The sequence below is a fragment of the Pseudomonadota bacterium genome, assembly GCA_039024915.1.
Lineage (GTDB): Bacteria > Pseudomonadota > Alphaproteobacteria > Rhizobiales > MH13 > MH13.
In genome coordinates, this window is the sequence record JBCCPK010000003.1 from 363,887 (window position 1) to 380,666 (window position 16,780).

Below are 16,780 nucleotides of genomic sequence, written 5' to 3' on the forward strand. Positions count from 1 at the left end.
GCCACATGGTAGTGCGTATCCCGACTGTGGTTCTGGTTTTTGCCTCCCTTGTGCTGGCGGGCTGCATGGGGTCGGGCGGCTCGAGCCCAGCCCCAACGTTACGACCCACCACCGTTCCTGGCCTTGCTCTGACAGAAACCGGCGTCGGCCTTGTGGATCAATCAACGCCCTACTCGGCACAGGCGATTTCGCAGGCGCTTGACGGCGCGCGGGTCGAGCAGGTGAACGCCACCGATGATGGCCGTGTTGTTGGACAGCTTGCGGCTTTTGGCCCTTCCGGGTTGCAGATGGCGCGGTTTCGGGGAGAACAGGGCAACGTGGCGCAGGTCCAGATCATATCCGAAGACGTGCCAGGTCCCGGTGGCGCGCGGGTCGGCATGAGCTACCGGGAGACAGGCGGAAACTCCATGCAGTGCGAGGCCGGATCGGGCTCTTGGACACAGATGGCCGTCTGCCGCCGCGAAGGCAGCGCCATCACCTACGTCTATTCGGTGCCGCTATGGACCGAGGGACGGATGCCGCAAGGCAACGAGCTTAACCGCGCCATTCTCAACCGAATGATCTGGGAGCCGTGAGCGGTAGCCTACCGACAGGCCCCAAGGACCTCGCGGAGCGGCTCATTAGCGGCGACCGCGCAGCGCTTGCGCGGGCGATAACGCTCGCCGAATCCCGCCGCGCCGATCACCGCGCGGATGCACGCGCGCTGATTGAAGCGGTGTTGCCGAAGACCGGCGGCGCGATCCGCGTTGGGATGACCGGCGTTCCGGGAGTCGGCAAGTCCACCACCATCGACCGGTTCGGTTCAATGCTAATCGAAAAGGGCCACAAGGTCGCCGTGCTTGCGGTCGATCCCTCATCAACCCGAACGGGTGGGTCAATCCTGGGCGACAAGACCCGCATGGCCAAATTGTCGGGAGACCGAAGCGCCTTCATCCGCCCCTCGCCATCCGCTGGAACGCTTGGCGGCGTCACCGCGAAATCCCGCGAGACGATCCTGTTGTGCGAAGCGGCGGGCTTTGACGTCGTGATCGTCGAGACGGTGGGTATCGGCCAATCGGAGACCGAAGTTGCCGGGATGGTGGACGTGTTCACCGTCTTGATGCTGCCAGGCGCAGGCGACGAGCTGCAGGGCATCAAGAAAGGCGTCCTCGAGATCGCCGACATCATCACGATCAACAAAGCCGATGGTGACCTGGCGAAGGCGGCACGAAAGGCCGCCGCACACTACCGCGCCGCGCTCGACATCCTCGCGCCCACGTCGCCGGTTTGGACCGTTCCCGTCCTAACCCAGTCCGGTTTGACCGGCGATGGCCTTGAGGCGCTTTGGACGACAATCCTCGACCATCGCGGCAAGCATCAGGCTGCGGGCCTGTTCCAAAGACGCCGGGCCGAGCAGAACTTAAGCTGGATGCGCGCCATGCTGCGCGAGCGGGCGCTATCAAGGCTGACGGAAAATGCCGACCTGCGGGCGTACATCGGCGAAACAGAGAAAAACGTCGCCGCCGGCGACCTCCCGCCGAGCCTTGCCGTGGAGCGGATTGCCCAGCGCGCCGGGCTCTAACGTCGCCGGCTGCGCCGAAATCTGCGCCAAAGTACGATCGTCCATCCGATACTCACAATGCTGACCGCGATCACTGCGGACGAAAAACCGGCAATGCGGGCGTCCGTCCGGTAGCCAGGAAGCTGGTAGATCGGAAGGAAAAGATCCGTGCGCCAGCGCGAATACACAATGGGCAGGTCCATCCCTGGCTCGACCTGATTGCCGGCCTGCAAAGCGAGAAAGGAGTTTGCGACCTGCCGCCCGTCCTGATCGACATACTCAACCGACACATTGAAAAGGTCGGCCATCAGGTTTGTGTTCAGCGACAGGACCCTTTTGCCGCCCTCTTCTGAACCCGCAGGCTCAAAAACATCGACGAACAGCACGGAGGCTTCCGTCTCGTTGCCCGAAAGCTGCAGGACCAGGTACTTCAGGCCGCCTCGGTAGGTTGCACCTGCGAAAAAGATCGCCACCGTCGCGACGATGAGCGCTGCGACAACGGCAAGAACATAATTGTCTTCCCTTGCCTCATTGGGTCGATAGCCTGTCGCCATGCCATCGATATGGGTTGGGGTCGAGACAAATCCAAACGATGCACCTGCTCGGACTGTGCCCAGGACGGAAGCTCACAAACTGTTGCCCTGCCTACGGTTGCAACGCCTTGCAGCGCAAGCGGCACGCCTGCCCAGCCCTACGGACGGTCGGCAGCAAAGATGACCAACTTGTCGCGCTCAAAGGACAGACGCTCGCCATCGCGGAGCCCAGCCATCGTCCGCGGCGCGACCACTGCAAAGGGAATCGCCCGGCTCTTGAGACGCTTGATCTGAGGGGCTTCTGGGTCCTGCTCCGCGGTCACAACTGCTCCGGCGCGATCGAACAGAGCATCAACAACACGCGGTTCGGTCAGACAAACCACGTCGCCAACCCCGACCCGGTCAGCAAGATCGACCATGTTGAAGGTTGTGGCGCGAACAAGACGCCCCGTGAAAGGCGCAAGGTGGTGGTGCAAGGGCACGCCGGCATATCGGCGATGGGCCTGCATCAAAGGGTAGCCGAAGGTGTCGATCCCGTACAGCGCCGCAAGATCGCGTTTGGCGTTCGCGATCGCATTACTGAGCCACGGATACTCAAAGGTATCGAGCGTGGACAGCTCGGAAACCGCCTGCCGAGAGGGCGCAGGTAGCTGTGTGGTCGTCGCCTCACCCAATCTGGAGGCGCTCTGGGCAAGCGGGGAGACAAAATATATCGAGTCGCTCACCACGTCGCGCATCGTGATGGCCGCACAAAAAGCGAGGCGTGCCATGGGCCCACCGCGGCAAAGCGCGTCCAACAGGACGGGGCCCGCCTTGCTGTCCCGAATTTTTCCGACCACCCGGCCAATCAAAAGAGCGAGTGCCCTTCGCGGCCCCGTTGGGTGTCCGCTGTCGAGCTTGGCGGCGGTGCGCAACAGCACGCTGTGGTCGACCTTTTCCGGCGCGATCTCCGCGAGTTTGGATCCACATCGAACGACGGCGGCCAGCAGCGCAGGGTCATAGGCACCATCATCTTCAGCATCGATCAAGCGCTGGGCTATCTGCCGGTACGCAAGGTCTTTGATCTGTGCCGCAGCGAGGCAGTCGCCAAGCAGCATTTTTGCATCGTAGGTCGATGGCAGAACCGTGCGGCCGAGTTCGGCGAGCCGCGAAGCAATCTGCATAAAAGCAGCAAGCGCGGGACCTTCCTGAGCGGGATCGGCAATATCGTAGCGCATCAGTGCATCCAAAACCGCATCGCTTTGCGGTGTTGGCTCACCCTCAGGGCACCGGTGATTGTCGGGTAGAAAGTCATCGAAGGCGGTATCGGCAGTTCGTTCGGCATCCCCGACGCTTACCGCTGGCGTGGGGCACAAACGATCAAGCACCTGCGCAAGCTGACCCTCAAAAGCGGCGCAGTCTGTTGCATCAATGAGCGACGGTGACTGCCGAAGGCCTTCAGGTGCGCTGCCCGCCTCCCGTTCAATGTGAACGATGGGACGGCCCTTGGCCTGCTTTTCAAAGTGCTGAACCTCGAAGCGCACCCAGTCTGACGCAGCCGACTGGTGTGTCCAAACGACGGCGAGGCAGCGCGAACGGTCGAGCGCCGAGGTCAGCTCCTGACTGCCGCTCAATTCGCCGGGATCGAGAACGTCCTCATCGAGCCATGGCCGTAAGGGTCGGCCATTGTAGTCATGGGCGGCGAGCGCGGCTGCAAGGCGGTGGACCCATGCCCTATCGGCGTGGCTGTGGGAAAGGAAAGCGTCATAGCCAATCCGAGTGTCGGGCATGGCGGCCTCAATATGCGATAATGTCATTTTAGCTCGGATGTGTGTGCAGGATAGGGCGCCGGACGGCTGTGCCGCGCATCACAGCAGCGGCGTTTGTTGATGACACCGCCTTTGTGAGGACCAGCCTGCGAAAAATCCTAAAAATTTACGCAAATTAACGCGATGCGCGGGACTGTGATCATCAAGCCTTGAGATTTGGCCGTCAGGATATGGGTTAGTGAGAGCCGATAGCTCAGCGGCAGAGCGCCGGACCCTTAATCCGGAGGACCAAGGTTCGAATCCTTGTCGGCTCTCCAACTCTCCCTTCTATAAAGCGCCTAAGGCCGCGCGGTTCTTAACCAAGGCTTAAGCCAGCGCTTTGTGCGGTGTGCCAGTCCGGTACACTTGGTGTGGATGGTTTCACCCAGGCGGCGCACCTTTATGACAAAAGCAAGCTCCACCAACATCAGTCGTCGTGCGTTCCTGGGAACGGCGCTTGCGGGTGCTTGTGCACCGCTGACGGTCGCGCGACCAGCCCGCGCGCAGTCGAGCGAACTGCTCGCCAGTCTCCGCTCGACGCTCGATATCACCACGTACGGCGTGCGACCGGGCGCACTGGATAACCAAAGCGTCCGGTTCCAGGAAGCGGTCAACGCGGCAGCCCGGCAGGGCAATGCGCTGTTCGTGCCGGGCGGTGACTACATGGTCAGCAACATCGACCTGCCGTCGAACCTCACAATGGTGGGCGTTCCGGGCCAGACACGCATTCGCTACGCTGGCGACGGCCATCTTTTCTTCGGGACCGCCGTCAACCATCTGCGGCTTGAAGGCATCACCCTCGACGGGGCGAACCGGCCGTTGGCGGACTACGCACCCGCGCTGCTGCACGTTTCAACCGGTGCCAACATCGCGCTCGAAAACGTGACGGTCGTCGGTTCCGTCAAGCATGGAATCCAGTTTGACCGGGTCCAGGGGTCGATCGATCGCTGCACGGTGACGGGGGTTCTGGCGGCAGCCATCCAGTCGCACGACGCGCAGGGGCTGGCGATCCGAGACAATGTCGTTTCCGATTGTGCCGACAATGGCATCCTCGTCTACCGATGGAACAAGGGGCGCGACGGGACCATTGTCACCGGCAACCGGATCGAGCGCATCCGCTCAAAGTCCGGGGGGACCGGCCCGTTCGGCAACGCGATCAACGCCTATCAGGCTGACGATGTGCTGATCGCCAACAATATGATCTACGACAATGATTTTTCGGCGGTACGCTGCAACGGCTGCTCGAACGCGCAGATCCTTGGCAATCAATGCGGGGAATCGGGCGAAGCGGCCATCTGGTCAGAGTTCGATTTCCGGGGCTCCATCGTCGCCAACAATGTCATGGATGGCTGCGCCAGCGGCATCGTGGTGACGAACTTCATGCAAGGTGGCCGGCTGGCGATTGTTCAGGGCAATCTTATCCGCAATATGCGGATGCAAAGTAAGTTCCCCACGGGCGAAGAGGCCTACGGTTCGGGCATCTATGTCGAAGCCGATACGACCGTCACCGGCAATGTGATCGAAAACGCACCCTATGCCGGTCTGCGGGTCGGTTGGGGCCCTTATCTGCGCAATGTCATCATCTCGCAGAACATCATCCGCAAGGCGCAGATCGGCATGCGGGTTTCCGTTGTCGAAGGCGTGGAGATGACCGTCATCAAGGACAATATCTTCGACGAAACGCCCGGTGGCGCCATCGTCGGCACGCGGTGGTGGGAAACGGTGACCAGCGACCTTATCGACGAGCGGCGTCTGCCCACACCGCTGACGATCGAAGGCAATCAGGTTTTGTCTTAAGCGCTACCGGTCTTCAGCGGATCGTCACGCCGCCGCCTGAAACCCGCGTGCCTGCCAGGCTTCGAGCCGGCTGACCGCCTCGTCTAAAACCTCGTCGCGCTTGCAAAAGCAAAAGCGCAACAGATGATCAGGGGCATTCTCCTGATAGAAGGCGGACATGGGTACGGTCGTCACGCCCGCCTCGACGGTCATGCGCTGTGCGACCTCGACGTCCGAGCCAAGACCGAGGCCGCTTATATCGGCGATCAGGAAGTAACTTCCATCCGCTTGGAGCGTTGGCAGTCCGGCTGCGTTCAAGCCAGCTGCCAGGCGGTCGCGCTTGCGTTCAAGATCGCCGGACAATTCCGCGAAATAGCTGTCGGGCATCGCAAGGCCTTGAGCGACGGCAATCTGCAAATGCGGCGGGGTTGTAAAGGTCGTGAACTGATGCGCCTTGCCGATCGGCTCAACCAGGGAGCTGGGACCGGAAACATACCCCACCTTCCAGCCGGTCAAGGCGAAACTTTTGCCCGCCGAGCCGATTCGCACCGAGCGATCGGCCATCCCCGGAAGGGTTGCCAACGGCAGATGCCGCGAGCCGGAAAACACCAGGTGCTCATAGACCTCATCGCAGATCGCATAGGCATCATGGGCGATGACCGCATCTGCGATGCGCCGCAGTTCAGCTTTGCTAAACACTTTGGAGGCCGGGTTATGCGGATTGTTGATCAGGATCGCTTTCGTTCGGCTTGAGAACGCCGCCGCAAGCGCCTCATCTGTGAAGCTCCAGTCCGGCGGATTGAGCGCGATCATGCGCGGCACGCCGCCTGCGCGCTTGATGAGCGGCACGTAGCAATCATAGCAAGGATCGAAGACGACAACCTCATCGCCTTGCTCGACCAGCGCCATCAGGCAATCGGAGAGCGCCTCGGTTGCGCCCGAGGTTATAATGACCTGAGCGGGGTCGCGATCGATGCCGAAGAAGCGCTTCTCGCTCTCCGCGACGGCCTGACGGAGCGCGGGTACGCCTAGCATTGGCGGATACTGGTTCGGCCCCTCCATCATCGCGTCGGCAGCCGCCTGACGGATTGCTTCAGGTCCGTCCACATCCGGGAAGCCCTGGCCGAGGTTGACGGCGTTATGCGCGCTGGCGAGGCGGCTCATCACCTCAAAAATGGTCGTCGGCATGTCCGCATAGAGCGGATGGGTGGAACGCATGACAAATCCCGCAGAAGTTCGGCAAGCTTTTTAGCCCAAGGTTTGCGGACTGATCAAACGAATGCATTTGTTTGCTCCGCCCAGAGTGCTATGATCATGATGCTTTGGTGTCGCGCGGCGAAAGCTGCGCGGTGAAAAGGGAATGCGGTGCATCGGGGTCTGCCCGGTCAAGCCGCAGCTGCCCCCGCAACTGTAAGCGGATGGTTGAGCGCATAGTCCACTGATCAATCCCTGATCGGGAAGGCGCGTTCATCCCCAATCCGCGAGCCAGGAGACCTGCCAGAGCCGTTGCAACCAGCCGGACGGGGTGTGCCGGGGCGGTGATGCGCCGGGCCTCGTCCTGGCCCACGCGCCCATCCCCCATGGCCAACATGACGGGCGCTCAGATCGGCGATGGCCAATCCTCGACCTTCCCTCAGCCTTGTTTTGGGCGGTGCGCGCTCGGGCAAGTCTCGCCACGCCGAAGCGCTGGCGCGGGCAAGCGGGCTCGACTTGCTCTACGTCGCAACGGCGCAGGCCTACGATGATGAGATGCGCGCACGCATCGCTCAACATCAGGCCGATCGCGCCAATGATGGGTGGACCACGGTTGAAGAAGAGCATGATCTTGCGGGCGTCGTCGCACGCCATACCGAGCCCGCCTGCGTGGTTCTGATCGACTGCCTCACGCTTTGGCTTTCCAATCGACTGTTGTCGAAGGAGGGAACCGAAGGCGCGTCAATGGAGGGTGAAATCGACGGGCTGTGCGCCGCCCTCGACGCCCGACAAGGGCCGGTGATCTGCGTGTCAAATGAAGTCGGCCTCGGCATCGTGCCGGAGACGAAGCTTGGCCGCGTCTTTCGCGACCATCAAGGGAAACTGAACCAGCAGGTGGCAGCGCTTGCAGACCATGTCTGTTTCGTCGCCGCTGGATTGCCGCTTACGTTAAAGGAAGTACCTCATGGGTGAAACGCCAAACCTCTCCGCGCCGATCCCGGCGACGATTATCACCGGCTTTCTTGGCGCCGGCAAAACGACCCTAATCCAGAATTTGATCCGCAAGGCTGGCGGTAAGCGCATCGCGCTGATCGTGAACGAGTTCGGCGATCTGGGGTTCGACGGCGAGCAGATCGCGGGATGCGGCATCGAGGGTTGCGCTGACGAGGACATCATCGAACTGACCAATGGCTGCATCTGCTGCACGGTGGCAGACGATTTCCTGCCGACGATGGAGGCGCTTTTGTCCCGCGACCCCGCGCCCGAGCATATCGTGATCGAGACATCGGGCCTTGCGCTACCCCAGCCGCTGGTCCAAGCGTTCAACTGGCCGACGGTCAAAGCACGGACCACGGTGGATGGCGTGGTGACGGTGGCCGATGCCGAGGCGCTTGCCCATGGCCTTTATGCGCCGGACCCCGAGCGCGTTGATGCGCAACGCGCAGCCGACGACAGCCTCGACCATGAGACCCCGATCGAGGGCCTGTTCGACGATCAACTGCGCTGCGCTGACCTGATCGTTCTATCGAAGAGCGACAAGCTCAACCCAGAGAAACTTGACGCGGCACGCGCCTGCCTGCTCGGAAAGCGGGCGGGCGTCGGGACGATCCTATCGACTGAAGAGGGACTGCCCGCCGGTGTTCTCATCGGTCTTGGAGCGGAGGCCCAGGGCGATATGGATGCGCGCCATGCGCACCATCACCATCATCACGACCACGACCATCATCACGAACACGATCATCATCATCCACACGACCACACGCATGATCATGACGATTTCGCGTCGACCGTCATCCGGCCCAGTCCGTTTGCGGACAAGGCCACGCTGGACGCCGCGATTGGGCGGCTCGTCGCCTTGCCTGGAGTTCTGCGGGTCAAGGGTGTGGCAAACATCGTCGGCTCGCCCGCACCTGTGGTGGTGCAAGCCGTCGGACCACGCGTGACCACCCAGTTCGATCCGAGCGCATCGGGCCGCGTCAGCGGCTTGGTGGTGATAGGCCTCTCGCCGCTCGCCACCGAAGATAAGCTTCTGGCTGAGGTCGCCGCCTAACATGCACGTCTTGAGCGCCCAGGCTGGCCGGATCGACGCGGGAGACGAGCCGGTCGATCTCGCGCAATCGCCGGGGGACATTCTTATTCTGTCGGCGGCGGACAATGAGTTGTCCGTTCTTGCGCTTGCTGCTCGTGAGCAGGCCGCCAACGGATGCAATGGCGTGCGTTTTCGGCTCGCCAATCTCATGCAGCTTCGCCACCCTTATTCCGTCGATCTGTATGTCGAACGGATGCTGTCCGCGTCCGCGCCCCCCAAGCTGGTCGCCCTGCGGTTGATAGGCGGCGACGGCTATTGGCCGTATGGTGTCGAGCGCTTGCAGGCTTCGGCACGCGCCCTTGGAATACCGCTGTTGATCGTGCCAGGCGAGGCCCAATGGGACGCCGGGCTCGCCGCCATGGGGACCATCGCACCCACGACCGCCCGGCGTTACTGGCAACTCATGGTGGAAGGCGGGCTTGCGAACGCAGCCGGTGCGCTCAAGCTGCTCACAGCCGTTGCGGACGGCGAAACCCCCGATCCTGCAGCCTTCCCGGTCGAGCCATTGCAACGCCTGGGCTGGTGTGTACCCGATCAAGCGACGGGAACCCTCGTAGCAACACATACGTCACCGGCGCGCGGCAGCGTTCCGATCGCGTTCTACGCAAGCCTGCTGCAATCGGGCACGGTGGCGCCGATTATCGACCTTTGCACGGCGCTTCGACAGGTTGGCCTCAACCCCGCCCCCCTGGTCGTCCCCAGCCTGAAGGACGCAGACACCCGCACGTTCATCGCGGATACGCTCCCCACGATTGACCCCCCGGTCATCATCAACACCACGGCTTTTGCCTCGTCGGGCCCGAACGACGCAGACGCTGGCGGGCCGCTCGCGATCACTGGCGCGCCAGTTGTTCAGGCCGTGCTTTCAAGCGCCTCCTTGGAAGCATGGTCGGAAAGTGCGCGCGGGCTCCCGGCGACCGATCTGATCATGCATGTGACAATGCCGGAGATCGATGGGCGTTTGCATGGCCCCGCGATCAGCTTCAAGCGGCAGGGTGAACGCGATCCCGCTGCCGAATTTGCACCGGTCGACTACGCACCGGACGCTCCAGCCATCGAACGGGTCGCGCGCCACGCGGCCAGGTGGACCAAGCTTCGCAAGACAGCGGCAACCGACAAACACATAGCGATCGTCCTCGCCCACTACCCGACAAAACTGAGCCGGATCGGCAATGGCGTTGGTCTCGATACGCCCGCTTCCGTCGGGCTGTTCCTCAACGCGATGGCCGCGGCGGGCTACGTGGTGGGCAACGCGCCGCGCACATCAGACGCGCTTATGGATCGCCTGTTGAACGGCTCCGACCCCGAAACGCTGAGCATGGCGGCCTACCGGGCCTTCTTCGATAACTTGCCAGAGGGCATGCGCCTGCAAGTCCTTGATCGATGGGGGCCGCCCGAAAAGGACCGCAAACTCGCCGGAACCGCGTTCCGTCTGCCGCTGTTCAAGCACGGCAACACACTGATCGGTATTCAGCCGCCGCGCGGGTATGACATCGATCCGGCGGCCACCTATCACGATCCGGATCTTGTCCCGCCTCACGGCACCATCGCGTTTTACGCCTATCTGCAGGCGCAGGCCGATGCGGTCATCCAGTTCGGCAAGCATGGCAATCTCGAATGGCTTCCCGGCAAGGCGCTGGCACTGTCGGAAGCCTGCTACCCGGCTGCGCTCACCGGTGATCTGCCGACGCTTTACCCCTTCATCGTCAACGACCCCGGAGAAGGCTGCCAGGCCAAGCGTCGGATCGGTGCGGCGGTGGTCGACCATCTGACCCCACCTCTCACCCGCGCCGAAAGCCATGGCCCCTACCACGAGCTTGAAGCGATGCTCGATGAGTACGCGCAAGCAGAGGCCGCCGACCCACGTCGCGCCAAAGCACTTGCCAAGGATATTGTTGGGTTTGCCCAGGAGACAGGCCTTGCAGACGATATCGGGCTGTCGGGCGAACAAAACGATGATCTGATCAAGCTCGACACGGCGATCTGCGATCTAAAAGAGCTGCAGATCCGCGATGGGCTCCACATCTTCGGGGCGCTTCCAGATACCCACCACATCAACGATACGCTGGTCGCCATTGCCAGGGTCCCGCGCGGCCCCTCGCCCGAAGATCAATCGCTCTTGCAAGCGCTCGCTCAGGACTTCCACCTCGATTGTGACCCGCTCTCGCGCGAGTACGGCCTGCCGCACACCGGGGCACAGCCGGGCGTTCTGGCGGGCCTCCTCGACGCGCCATGGCGCACGCTGGGGGATACCGTCGAGCGGCTTGAGGCCTTCGCGGTCGATCTCGTCGAGGGGACGCGGCAGCCCCCGGGTCCGGCGTCCCATGACGTGCTCAATTGGCTCAACGCGAGCGTGCGGCCCCGGCTCGTCGGATCGCCGGAAGCCGAAACCGAAAGCCTCCTCGCGGGGCTAGCTGGCCGCTTCATTCCGCCCGGGCCATCTGGTGCGCCGAGCCGCGCACGCCCCGATGTGCTCCCGACGGGCCGTAACTTCTACGCGGTTGATGTCCGCGCGGTGCCCTCGAAAACCGCTTGGGCCATTGGCCGCAAGAGCGCCGATGCGCTGCTCGCGCGGCATTTCCAAGAACATGGCGCATGGCTTCAGACCCTGGTTCTGACCTGCTGGGGCACGGCGAACATGCGCACCGGTGGCGATGACATCGCGCAGGCATTGGCGCTGATCGGGGTGCAACCGCAATGGCAGGGCGGAGCCGGGCGCGTGACCGGTTTTGAGATCATCCCGCTTTCCGATCTCAAGCGGCCACGCGTCGACGTCACCTTGCGCATATCGGGCTTCTTTCGCGACGCCTTCCCGCATCAGATCGATCTGTTCGATAGCGCCTGCCGCGCCGTTGCCGCGCTCGATGAGCCCGCCGACATGAACACCATGGCCGCGCGCGTCCGCGCTGACAGTGATGCGCTTATCGAGGCCGGCAAGAACGAGGATGAAGCGGCGCGCATGGCGGGCTTTCGTGTATTTGGCTCGATGCCGGGCGCCTATGGAGCGGGCCTGCAGGCTCTGATCGATGAAGGTGGCTGGTCGCGTCGCTCGGAATTTGCCGAAGCCTTCATCGCCTGGGGCGGCTATGCCTATGGCGCCGGGCGCCAGGGAGATGCGGAACCTGCGCTGCTCAAAGATCGGCTGCGGGGTGCACAGGCGGTCGTGCAGAACCAGGATAACCGCGAGCATGATCTACTCGACAGCGACGACTACTACCAGTTTGAGGGGGGGCTTGCGGCGACGATTGAAACGCTGGCCGGACGCGCGCCCCAAAGCTACCACATGGACCATTCGCGGCCCGAGACACCCCACGCCCGCACCTTGCAGGAGGAGATCGGACGCGTGGTGCGTGGCCGCGCCTCCAATCCCAAATGGATCGCGGGTGCGATGCGCCATGGCTACAAGGGCGCGTTCGAGATGGCGGCGACGCTGGACTATCTGTTCGCCTTTGCGGCGACGACGCATGCGGTCACCGACCACCACTTCGATGCGCTATTTGAGGCCTACATCGCCGACGATACCGTGCGCACATTTATCGCCGAGGCCAATGCACCGGCGCTGTCGGACATGCTAAGCCGCTTTCAGGAAGCACTCGATCGAGGGCTATGGAGCCCGAGGCGGAACGCAACCCAAACACTGCTGTCGAACCTGATCAGCCAGCCAAAGGAGGCTGCCGAATGACCGAGATGACCGAAGAGCAGCTTGACGCGCGCCATGCGGAAAAGATGCGCAAGAAAAAGGCCGCGCGTGACAAGATCATCGCCACCAAGACAATCGAACGCGGACTGCTGATCGTCCACACCGGCAAGGGCAAGGGCAAATCCACCGCCGCATTCGGGATGGTCTTTCGCGCCTTGGGTCACGGCCAGAAGGTGGGCGTCGTGCAGTTCGTCAAGGGCAAATGGGAAACCGGCGAGCGCGCTGTGCTCGAACGGTTCTCCGATCTGGTGACTATCAACACGATGGGCGAAGGCTTCACCTGGGAAACCCAGGACCGCCAGCGGGACATTGCCGCAGCCCGTTCAGCATGGGAAAAGGCCAAGGAACTGATAACCGGCGGCGCGCACAAACTGGTCTTACTTGATGAGCTGAACATCGTGCTGCGCTACGGCTACATCGAGCCTGCCGAGGTGATCGCGTTTCTGACCTCTAGCCGGCCCGACGATGTGCATGTGATCATCACCGGTCGCAATGCGCCCGACGAGCTGGTTGAGATCGCCGACCTTGTGACGGAGATGACGCAAGTGAAGCACCCGTTCCGGTCGGGCGTGAAAGCGCAGGCGGGGATCGAGTTTTGAGGCGCGTCACTCCGCACCGCTTTGCCGCGCTCTTGCGCTTCGCTGCGCTCAACGTGCGAGCGCGGCAGATGACGCAAGTGAAGCACCCGTTCCGGTCGGGCGTGAAAGCGCAGGCGGGGATCGAGTTTTAGCCCCAGATGTTTGGGCGGCAGACCGCGCTTCCAATCCGATCATACATCCTCTCTTGATGCGCAAAACTGAAAGGGTTGGCCATAAAGCTGGATGGCGAGGTCAAGCCCAGCCATGACGACAAGAAGATGAACTCCACCCCCGCATTGATGATCCAGGGCACCGGCTCAAACGTCGGCAAATCCGTCATTGCAGCCGGGCTTTGCCGGCTCTTTGCGCGGCGCAGCTTAAGCGTCCTGCCGTTCAAACCGCAAAACATGTCGAACAATGCGGCGGTGACCGTCGATGGCGGTGAGATAGGCCGGGCGCAGGCGTTGCAAGCGCAGGCTGCGGGCTTTGAACCATCTGTCCACATGAACCCGGTGCTCCTGAAGCCGCAAAGCGACGTCGGCAGCCAGATCGTCGTCCAGGGGAAGGTCTGGGCGACCATGAAGGCGGCCGAATACGGCGCGCGCAAAGCAGAGTTGATGGAAGCCGTTCTCGAAAGCTTCGCACGGCTCGAAGCCGAGGCTGATCTGATTGTTGTTGAAGGCGCGGGGAGCCCTGCCGAGATCAATCTGCGAGATGGGGATATCGCCAATATGGGCTTTGCCCACGCCGCGAATGTTCCCGTGGTACTGTGCGCCGATATTGATCGCGGCGGGGTGATCGCGTCGGTGGTCGGAACCCAAGCGATCCTGCAAGCCGAGGACGCGGCCTTGATCAAGGGCTTTTTCATCAACCGTTTTCGCGGTGACCCAAGCCTGTTCGACGACGGGCTACGGGCAATTGAGGACCACACCGGCTGGCCGAGCTTCGGTGTGATTCCGTGGTTCGAAGACGCCCGCCATCTGCCTGCCGAAGATGTTCTGGGCCTCGCCTCGGGCGGTGGAGGCAACACGGTCATCGCCGTTCCGCGTCTTGGCCGGATTGCCAATTTCGATGACCTCGACCCATTGCGGATGGAGCCTGCCGTCGATTTGCGGATCATCGAGCCAGGCGATCCTCTGCCGGAAAATGCCAAAGCGGTTATCCTGCCGGGGTCAAAATCCACGCTCGCTGACCTGAAGGCATTCCACGAGAACGGTTGGGCGGATGATCTGCGGGCTCATGTGGCGCGTGGCGGCCATGTTGTGGGGTTGTGCGGCGGCTACCAGATGCTGGGGCGGACTGTTGCCGACCCCGGCGGGGTCGAGGGCCCCGCCGAGAGTGTCGAGGGCCTAGGTCTGCTCGATGTCGATACCGTGCTTGCCAAAGACAAAACCACTCGCGCCGCCGAAGGGGTCCACCGGCAATCGGGGTTGAAGGTTCGCGGCTATGAGATCCACCTCGGGCAGACGACGGGTGGCAACTGGAACCGCTCGATGATCTGGACGCCTTCCGGCGCCGACGGCATGGTCTCCGAAGATGGGCGCATTATGGGCACCTACCTGCACGGCGTGTTCGGTTCCGACGATTTCCGGGCATGGTTCCTTGGCCAGCTTGGGGCCACATCCACCCTCGCCTACACCGAGCGCGTCGAGGCAGCGCTTGATGGACTTGCGGCACATCTTGATAAGCATCTCGATGTGGACGGGCTTCTGGGAATCGCTAAAGCGCGCTGAGTGCGAGGACGAGAACAATCAGCGCCATGGCCGCACAGCTCGCCTGAAACAGCGTCAAACCAGCCTGGATGTCCCTCGCGCCAAGGTCTCGCTTGCCCGATGGATTGATGAAGGGGGCGTCCACCGTGCCGCTGGCATAGGTACGCGGCCCGCCGAGCGCTACGCCCAGCGCGCTCGCATAGGCCGCCTCCGGCCAGCCGGCATTGGGCGAGGCGTGGGTCGGTGCATCTGCAAGGACGCGCCTCAAGCTGGGCAGCGACAAGCGGGCGGACCGTCGGGCAGTCTTCGCCACGAGGACGCCGAGCCCGATAATCACTGGTGATAGCCGTGCCGGGCCCCAGTTCGCGAGATCATCGACCTTTGCCGCCGCACGACCGAAATCGAGGTAACGCTCGGTCTTGTAGCCAATCATGGAGTCGGCGGTGTTGATCGCCTTATAGGCGATGATGCCCAAAGGTCCGCCGACGAGCATCCAGAAGGCGGGCGCGATCACGCCGTCCGAATGGTTCTCTGCGAGGCTTTCGAGCGCGGCGCGCGAAACGCCCTCTTCATCAAGGATCGTCGTATCGCGGCCTACGATCATCGAAAGCGCAGCGCGAGCAGCGTCGAGGTCCTTGGTCGCAAGCGCGGCATGCACGGCCCAAACATGTTCGAACAGGCTGCGTTGCGCAAGGAGTACGGCGCCAACCAGCGCACTGAAGACGACCCCAAGCACAGGGTGAATGATCGAGAGGAGCCACCACAGCGCGGCGACGGGCATAACACTCAAGAGCAGCACCTGGACAAGAGCCGCCTGCCCTTTCTTGCGGCGCTCGTCTGGGGGAAGCGCCTCGTCGTTCAATCGCTCGTCGGCGCGCTTGATCAGCTTACCCATCAGCACAACGGGATGCGGCAGACGCTTCCACAGCCAAGGTGGCTCACCGAAAACCGCATCTAGCAGCAGCGCGATCATCAGCGCGAGCGCGTTGGCGGCAATCCAGTCACCCATCCGGGGGCCCGGTCTCCCGCAGGCGGGTCAAAAACGCGTCGCGCTCGCGGGCGATATAGTCTGCCGCGTCGATCAGTGACGGACCGGCGCACAGGGTCAGTCGCTCGGGAAGCGCCATTCTTGCAGAGCTGGGATAACGCTCGGCCAGCGCGGGATGGCGCAAGAGCGCGCTGCCCTGATCCTCAGCGACCGAATCCAATTGCGCGAGGATCAAAATATCCGGATCAGCCCGCACGACGGTCTCGAGATCAGCGAAACCACCCCGAGCGCCGACGAGCTCGTCACTGGCCAGCCGAATGCCCAGACGCCGCAGGATATCGCCGGTGAGCGAGGCCGTGCCCGTGGCGTAACCCCGCCGCTGGAGGATAAGCGCGGTCAACTCACCCTGCGATCCAGCGGCGGCAAACGCGCCATCAATGTCGGCAATGAGCGCTTCACTGCGCGCCGGACGACCCACGGCTCTGCCCACGTCGATGATGACGGCTTGCGCCTCTTCGAGCGTGCGCACAAAGGGTACTTCGATCACCTCGAGCCCCAGGCGTCGCAGCATCTGCTTGGTCGCGCCGTCGGTGAAGCGGCCCGCAAAGACAAGATCCGGCTCAAGTGCGAGAACAGCTTCAGCGTCGGCCGGCAAGTGCGGGTAGGGCTGCGCTTTGTCCGCGGCATGGGAAAGCCGCTCATCACCGGCAAACCGGCTCAGTCCAACGATCTGGTCAGGATCGGCCAGCGCCAGCACAAGCTGATCGGTGCACGTGTTCAGCGAAACGATCCGTTGCGGGATATCTCGCGCGAGCACAGGCGCGCAGAAGGCTACCAGGGCGGCAATAAAAAACGGAAAAAAACGCTGCGTTTTGAGTCCTTT

At 62.7% G+C, this 16,780-nt stretch carries 13 protein-coding genes, 1 tRNA gene and 1 riboswitch; of the genes, 9 read left to right on the forward strand and 5 right to left on the reverse strand.

What is annotated here, in order from left to right:
• Positions 1-5 precede the first annotated feature (5 nt).
• Both AAF739_07925 and meaB read left to right on the forward strand, forming a co-directional pair.
• Positions 6-575, forward strand: coding sequence for a DUF1131 family protein (locus AAF739_07925; protein ID MEM6382585.1), 570 nt, complete (start codon positions 6-8; stop codon positions 573-575).
• On the forward strand, positions 572-1,561 hold the full coding sequence (meaB, locus tag AAF739_07930; GenBank protein MEM6382586.1) for a methylmalonyl Co-A mutase-associated GTPase MeaB: 990 nt from the start codon (positions 572-574) through the stop codon (positions 1,559-1,561). Before AAF739_07925 ends, meaB begins: the two co-directional genes overlap by 4 nt.
• On the opposite strand, the gene AAF739_07935 is transcribed toward meaB, so the two are convergent.
• The gene (locus AAF739_07935; protein ID MEM6382587.1) at positions 1,558-2,094 is read right to left on the reverse strand and encodes a hypothetical protein; all 537 of its coding nucleotides are present in this window, start codon (positions 2,092-2,094) and stop codon (positions 1,558-1,560) included. The genes meaB and AAF739_07935 overlap by 4 nt on opposite strands.
• A 137-nt stretch (positions 2,095-2,231) precedes the next feature.
• Positions 2,232-3,842 (reverse strand): toll/interleukin-1 receptor domain-containing protein, encoded by a 1,611-nt coding sequence (locus tag AAF739_07940; protein MEM6382588.1) that lies wholly within the window; start codon positions 3,840-3,842, stop codon positions 2,232-2,234.
• A gap of 221 nt (positions 3,843-4,063) precedes the next feature.
• Here AAF739_07940 and AAF739_07945 point away from each other — a divergent pair.
• Positions 4,064-4,138: transfer RNA gene (locus tag AAF739_07945), tRNA-Lys, on the forward strand.
• 124 nt (positions 4,139-4,262) lie between these two features.
• Positions 4,263-5,657, forward strand: coding sequence for a TIGR03808 family TAT-translocated repetitive protein (locus AAF739_07950; GenBank protein ID MEM6382589.1), 1,395 nt, complete (start codon positions 4,263-4,265; stop codon positions 5,655-5,657).
• Positions 5,658-5,681: 24 nt separating this feature from the next.
• Here the strand turns inward: AAF739_07950 and AAF739_07955 are convergent, their stop codons facing one another.
• Entirely contained in the window at positions 5,682-6,854 is a 1,173-nt protein-coding gene (locus tag AAF739_07955) for an aminotransferase (GenBank protein ID MEM6382590.1), read from the reverse strand.
• Positions 6,855-6,942: 88 nt separating this feature from the next.
• A riboswitch (cobalamin riboswitch) is annotated at positions 6,943-7,153 on the forward strand.
• A 94-nt stretch (positions 7,154-7,247) separates the two neighbouring features.
• Here AAF739_07955 and cobU point away from each other — a divergent pair.
• The 5 genes from cobU (at position 7,248) to AAF739_07980 (ending at position 14,930) form a co-directional block, all read left to right on the forward strand.
• The gene (gene cobU / locus AAF739_07960) at positions 7,248-7,802 is read left to right on the forward strand and encodes a bifunctional adenosylcobinamide kinase/adenosylcobinamide-phosphate guanylyltransferase (GenBank protein ID MEM6382591.1); all 555 of its coding nucleotides are present in this window, start codon (positions 7,248-7,250) and stop codon (positions 7,800-7,802) included.
• Positions 7,795-8,880 (forward strand): cobalamin biosynthesis protein CobW, encoded by a 1,086-nt coding sequence (cobW, locus tag AAF739_07965; GenBank protein ID MEM6382592.1) that lies wholly within the window; start codon positions 7,795-7,797, stop codon positions 8,878-8,880. Before cobU ends, cobW begins: the two co-directional genes overlap by 8 nt.
• A gap of 1 nt (position 8,881) precedes the next feature.
• A complete protein-coding gene (gene cobN / locus AAF739_07970) occupies positions 8,882-12,601 on the forward strand; it encodes a cobaltochelatase subunit CobN (GenBank protein MEM6382593.1) in 3,720 nt (1,239 codons plus the stop codon).
• On the forward strand, positions 12,598-13,218 hold the full coding sequence (cobO, locus tag AAF739_07975) for a cob(I)yrinic acid a,c-diamide adenosyltransferase (GenBank protein MEM6382594.1): 621 nt from the start codon (positions 12,598-12,600) through the stop codon (positions 13,216-13,218). Before cobN ends, cobO begins: the two co-directional genes overlap by 4 nt.
• 257 nt (positions 13,219-13,475) lie before the next feature.
• Entirely contained in the window at positions 13,476-14,930 is a 1,455-nt protein-coding gene (locus AAF739_07980) for a cobyric acid synthase (GenBank protein MEM6382595.1), read from the forward strand.
• Here the strand turns inward: AAF739_07980 and cbiB are convergent.
• Both cbiB and AAF739_07990 read right to left on the reverse strand, forming a co-directional pair.
• Positions 14,917-15,918, reverse strand: coding sequence for an adenosylcobinamide-phosphate synthase CbiB (cbiB, locus tag AAF739_07985; GenBank protein MEM6382596.1), 1,002 nt, complete (start codon positions 15,916-15,918; stop codon positions 14,917-14,919). The two genes, AAF739_07980 and cbiB, sit on opposite strands and share 14 nt — an antisense overlap.
• Positions 15,911-16,714 carry an ABC transporter substrate-binding protein gene (locus tag AAF739_07990; protein MEM6382597.1) on the reverse strand — a complete coding sequence of 268 codons (804 nt, stop codon included), beginning with the start codon at positions 16,712-16,714 and terminating at the stop codon, positions 15,911-15,913. The genes cbiB and AAF739_07990 overlap by 8 nt, the downstream gene beginning before the upstream one ends.
• Positions 16,715-16,780: the final 66 nt, after the last annotated feature.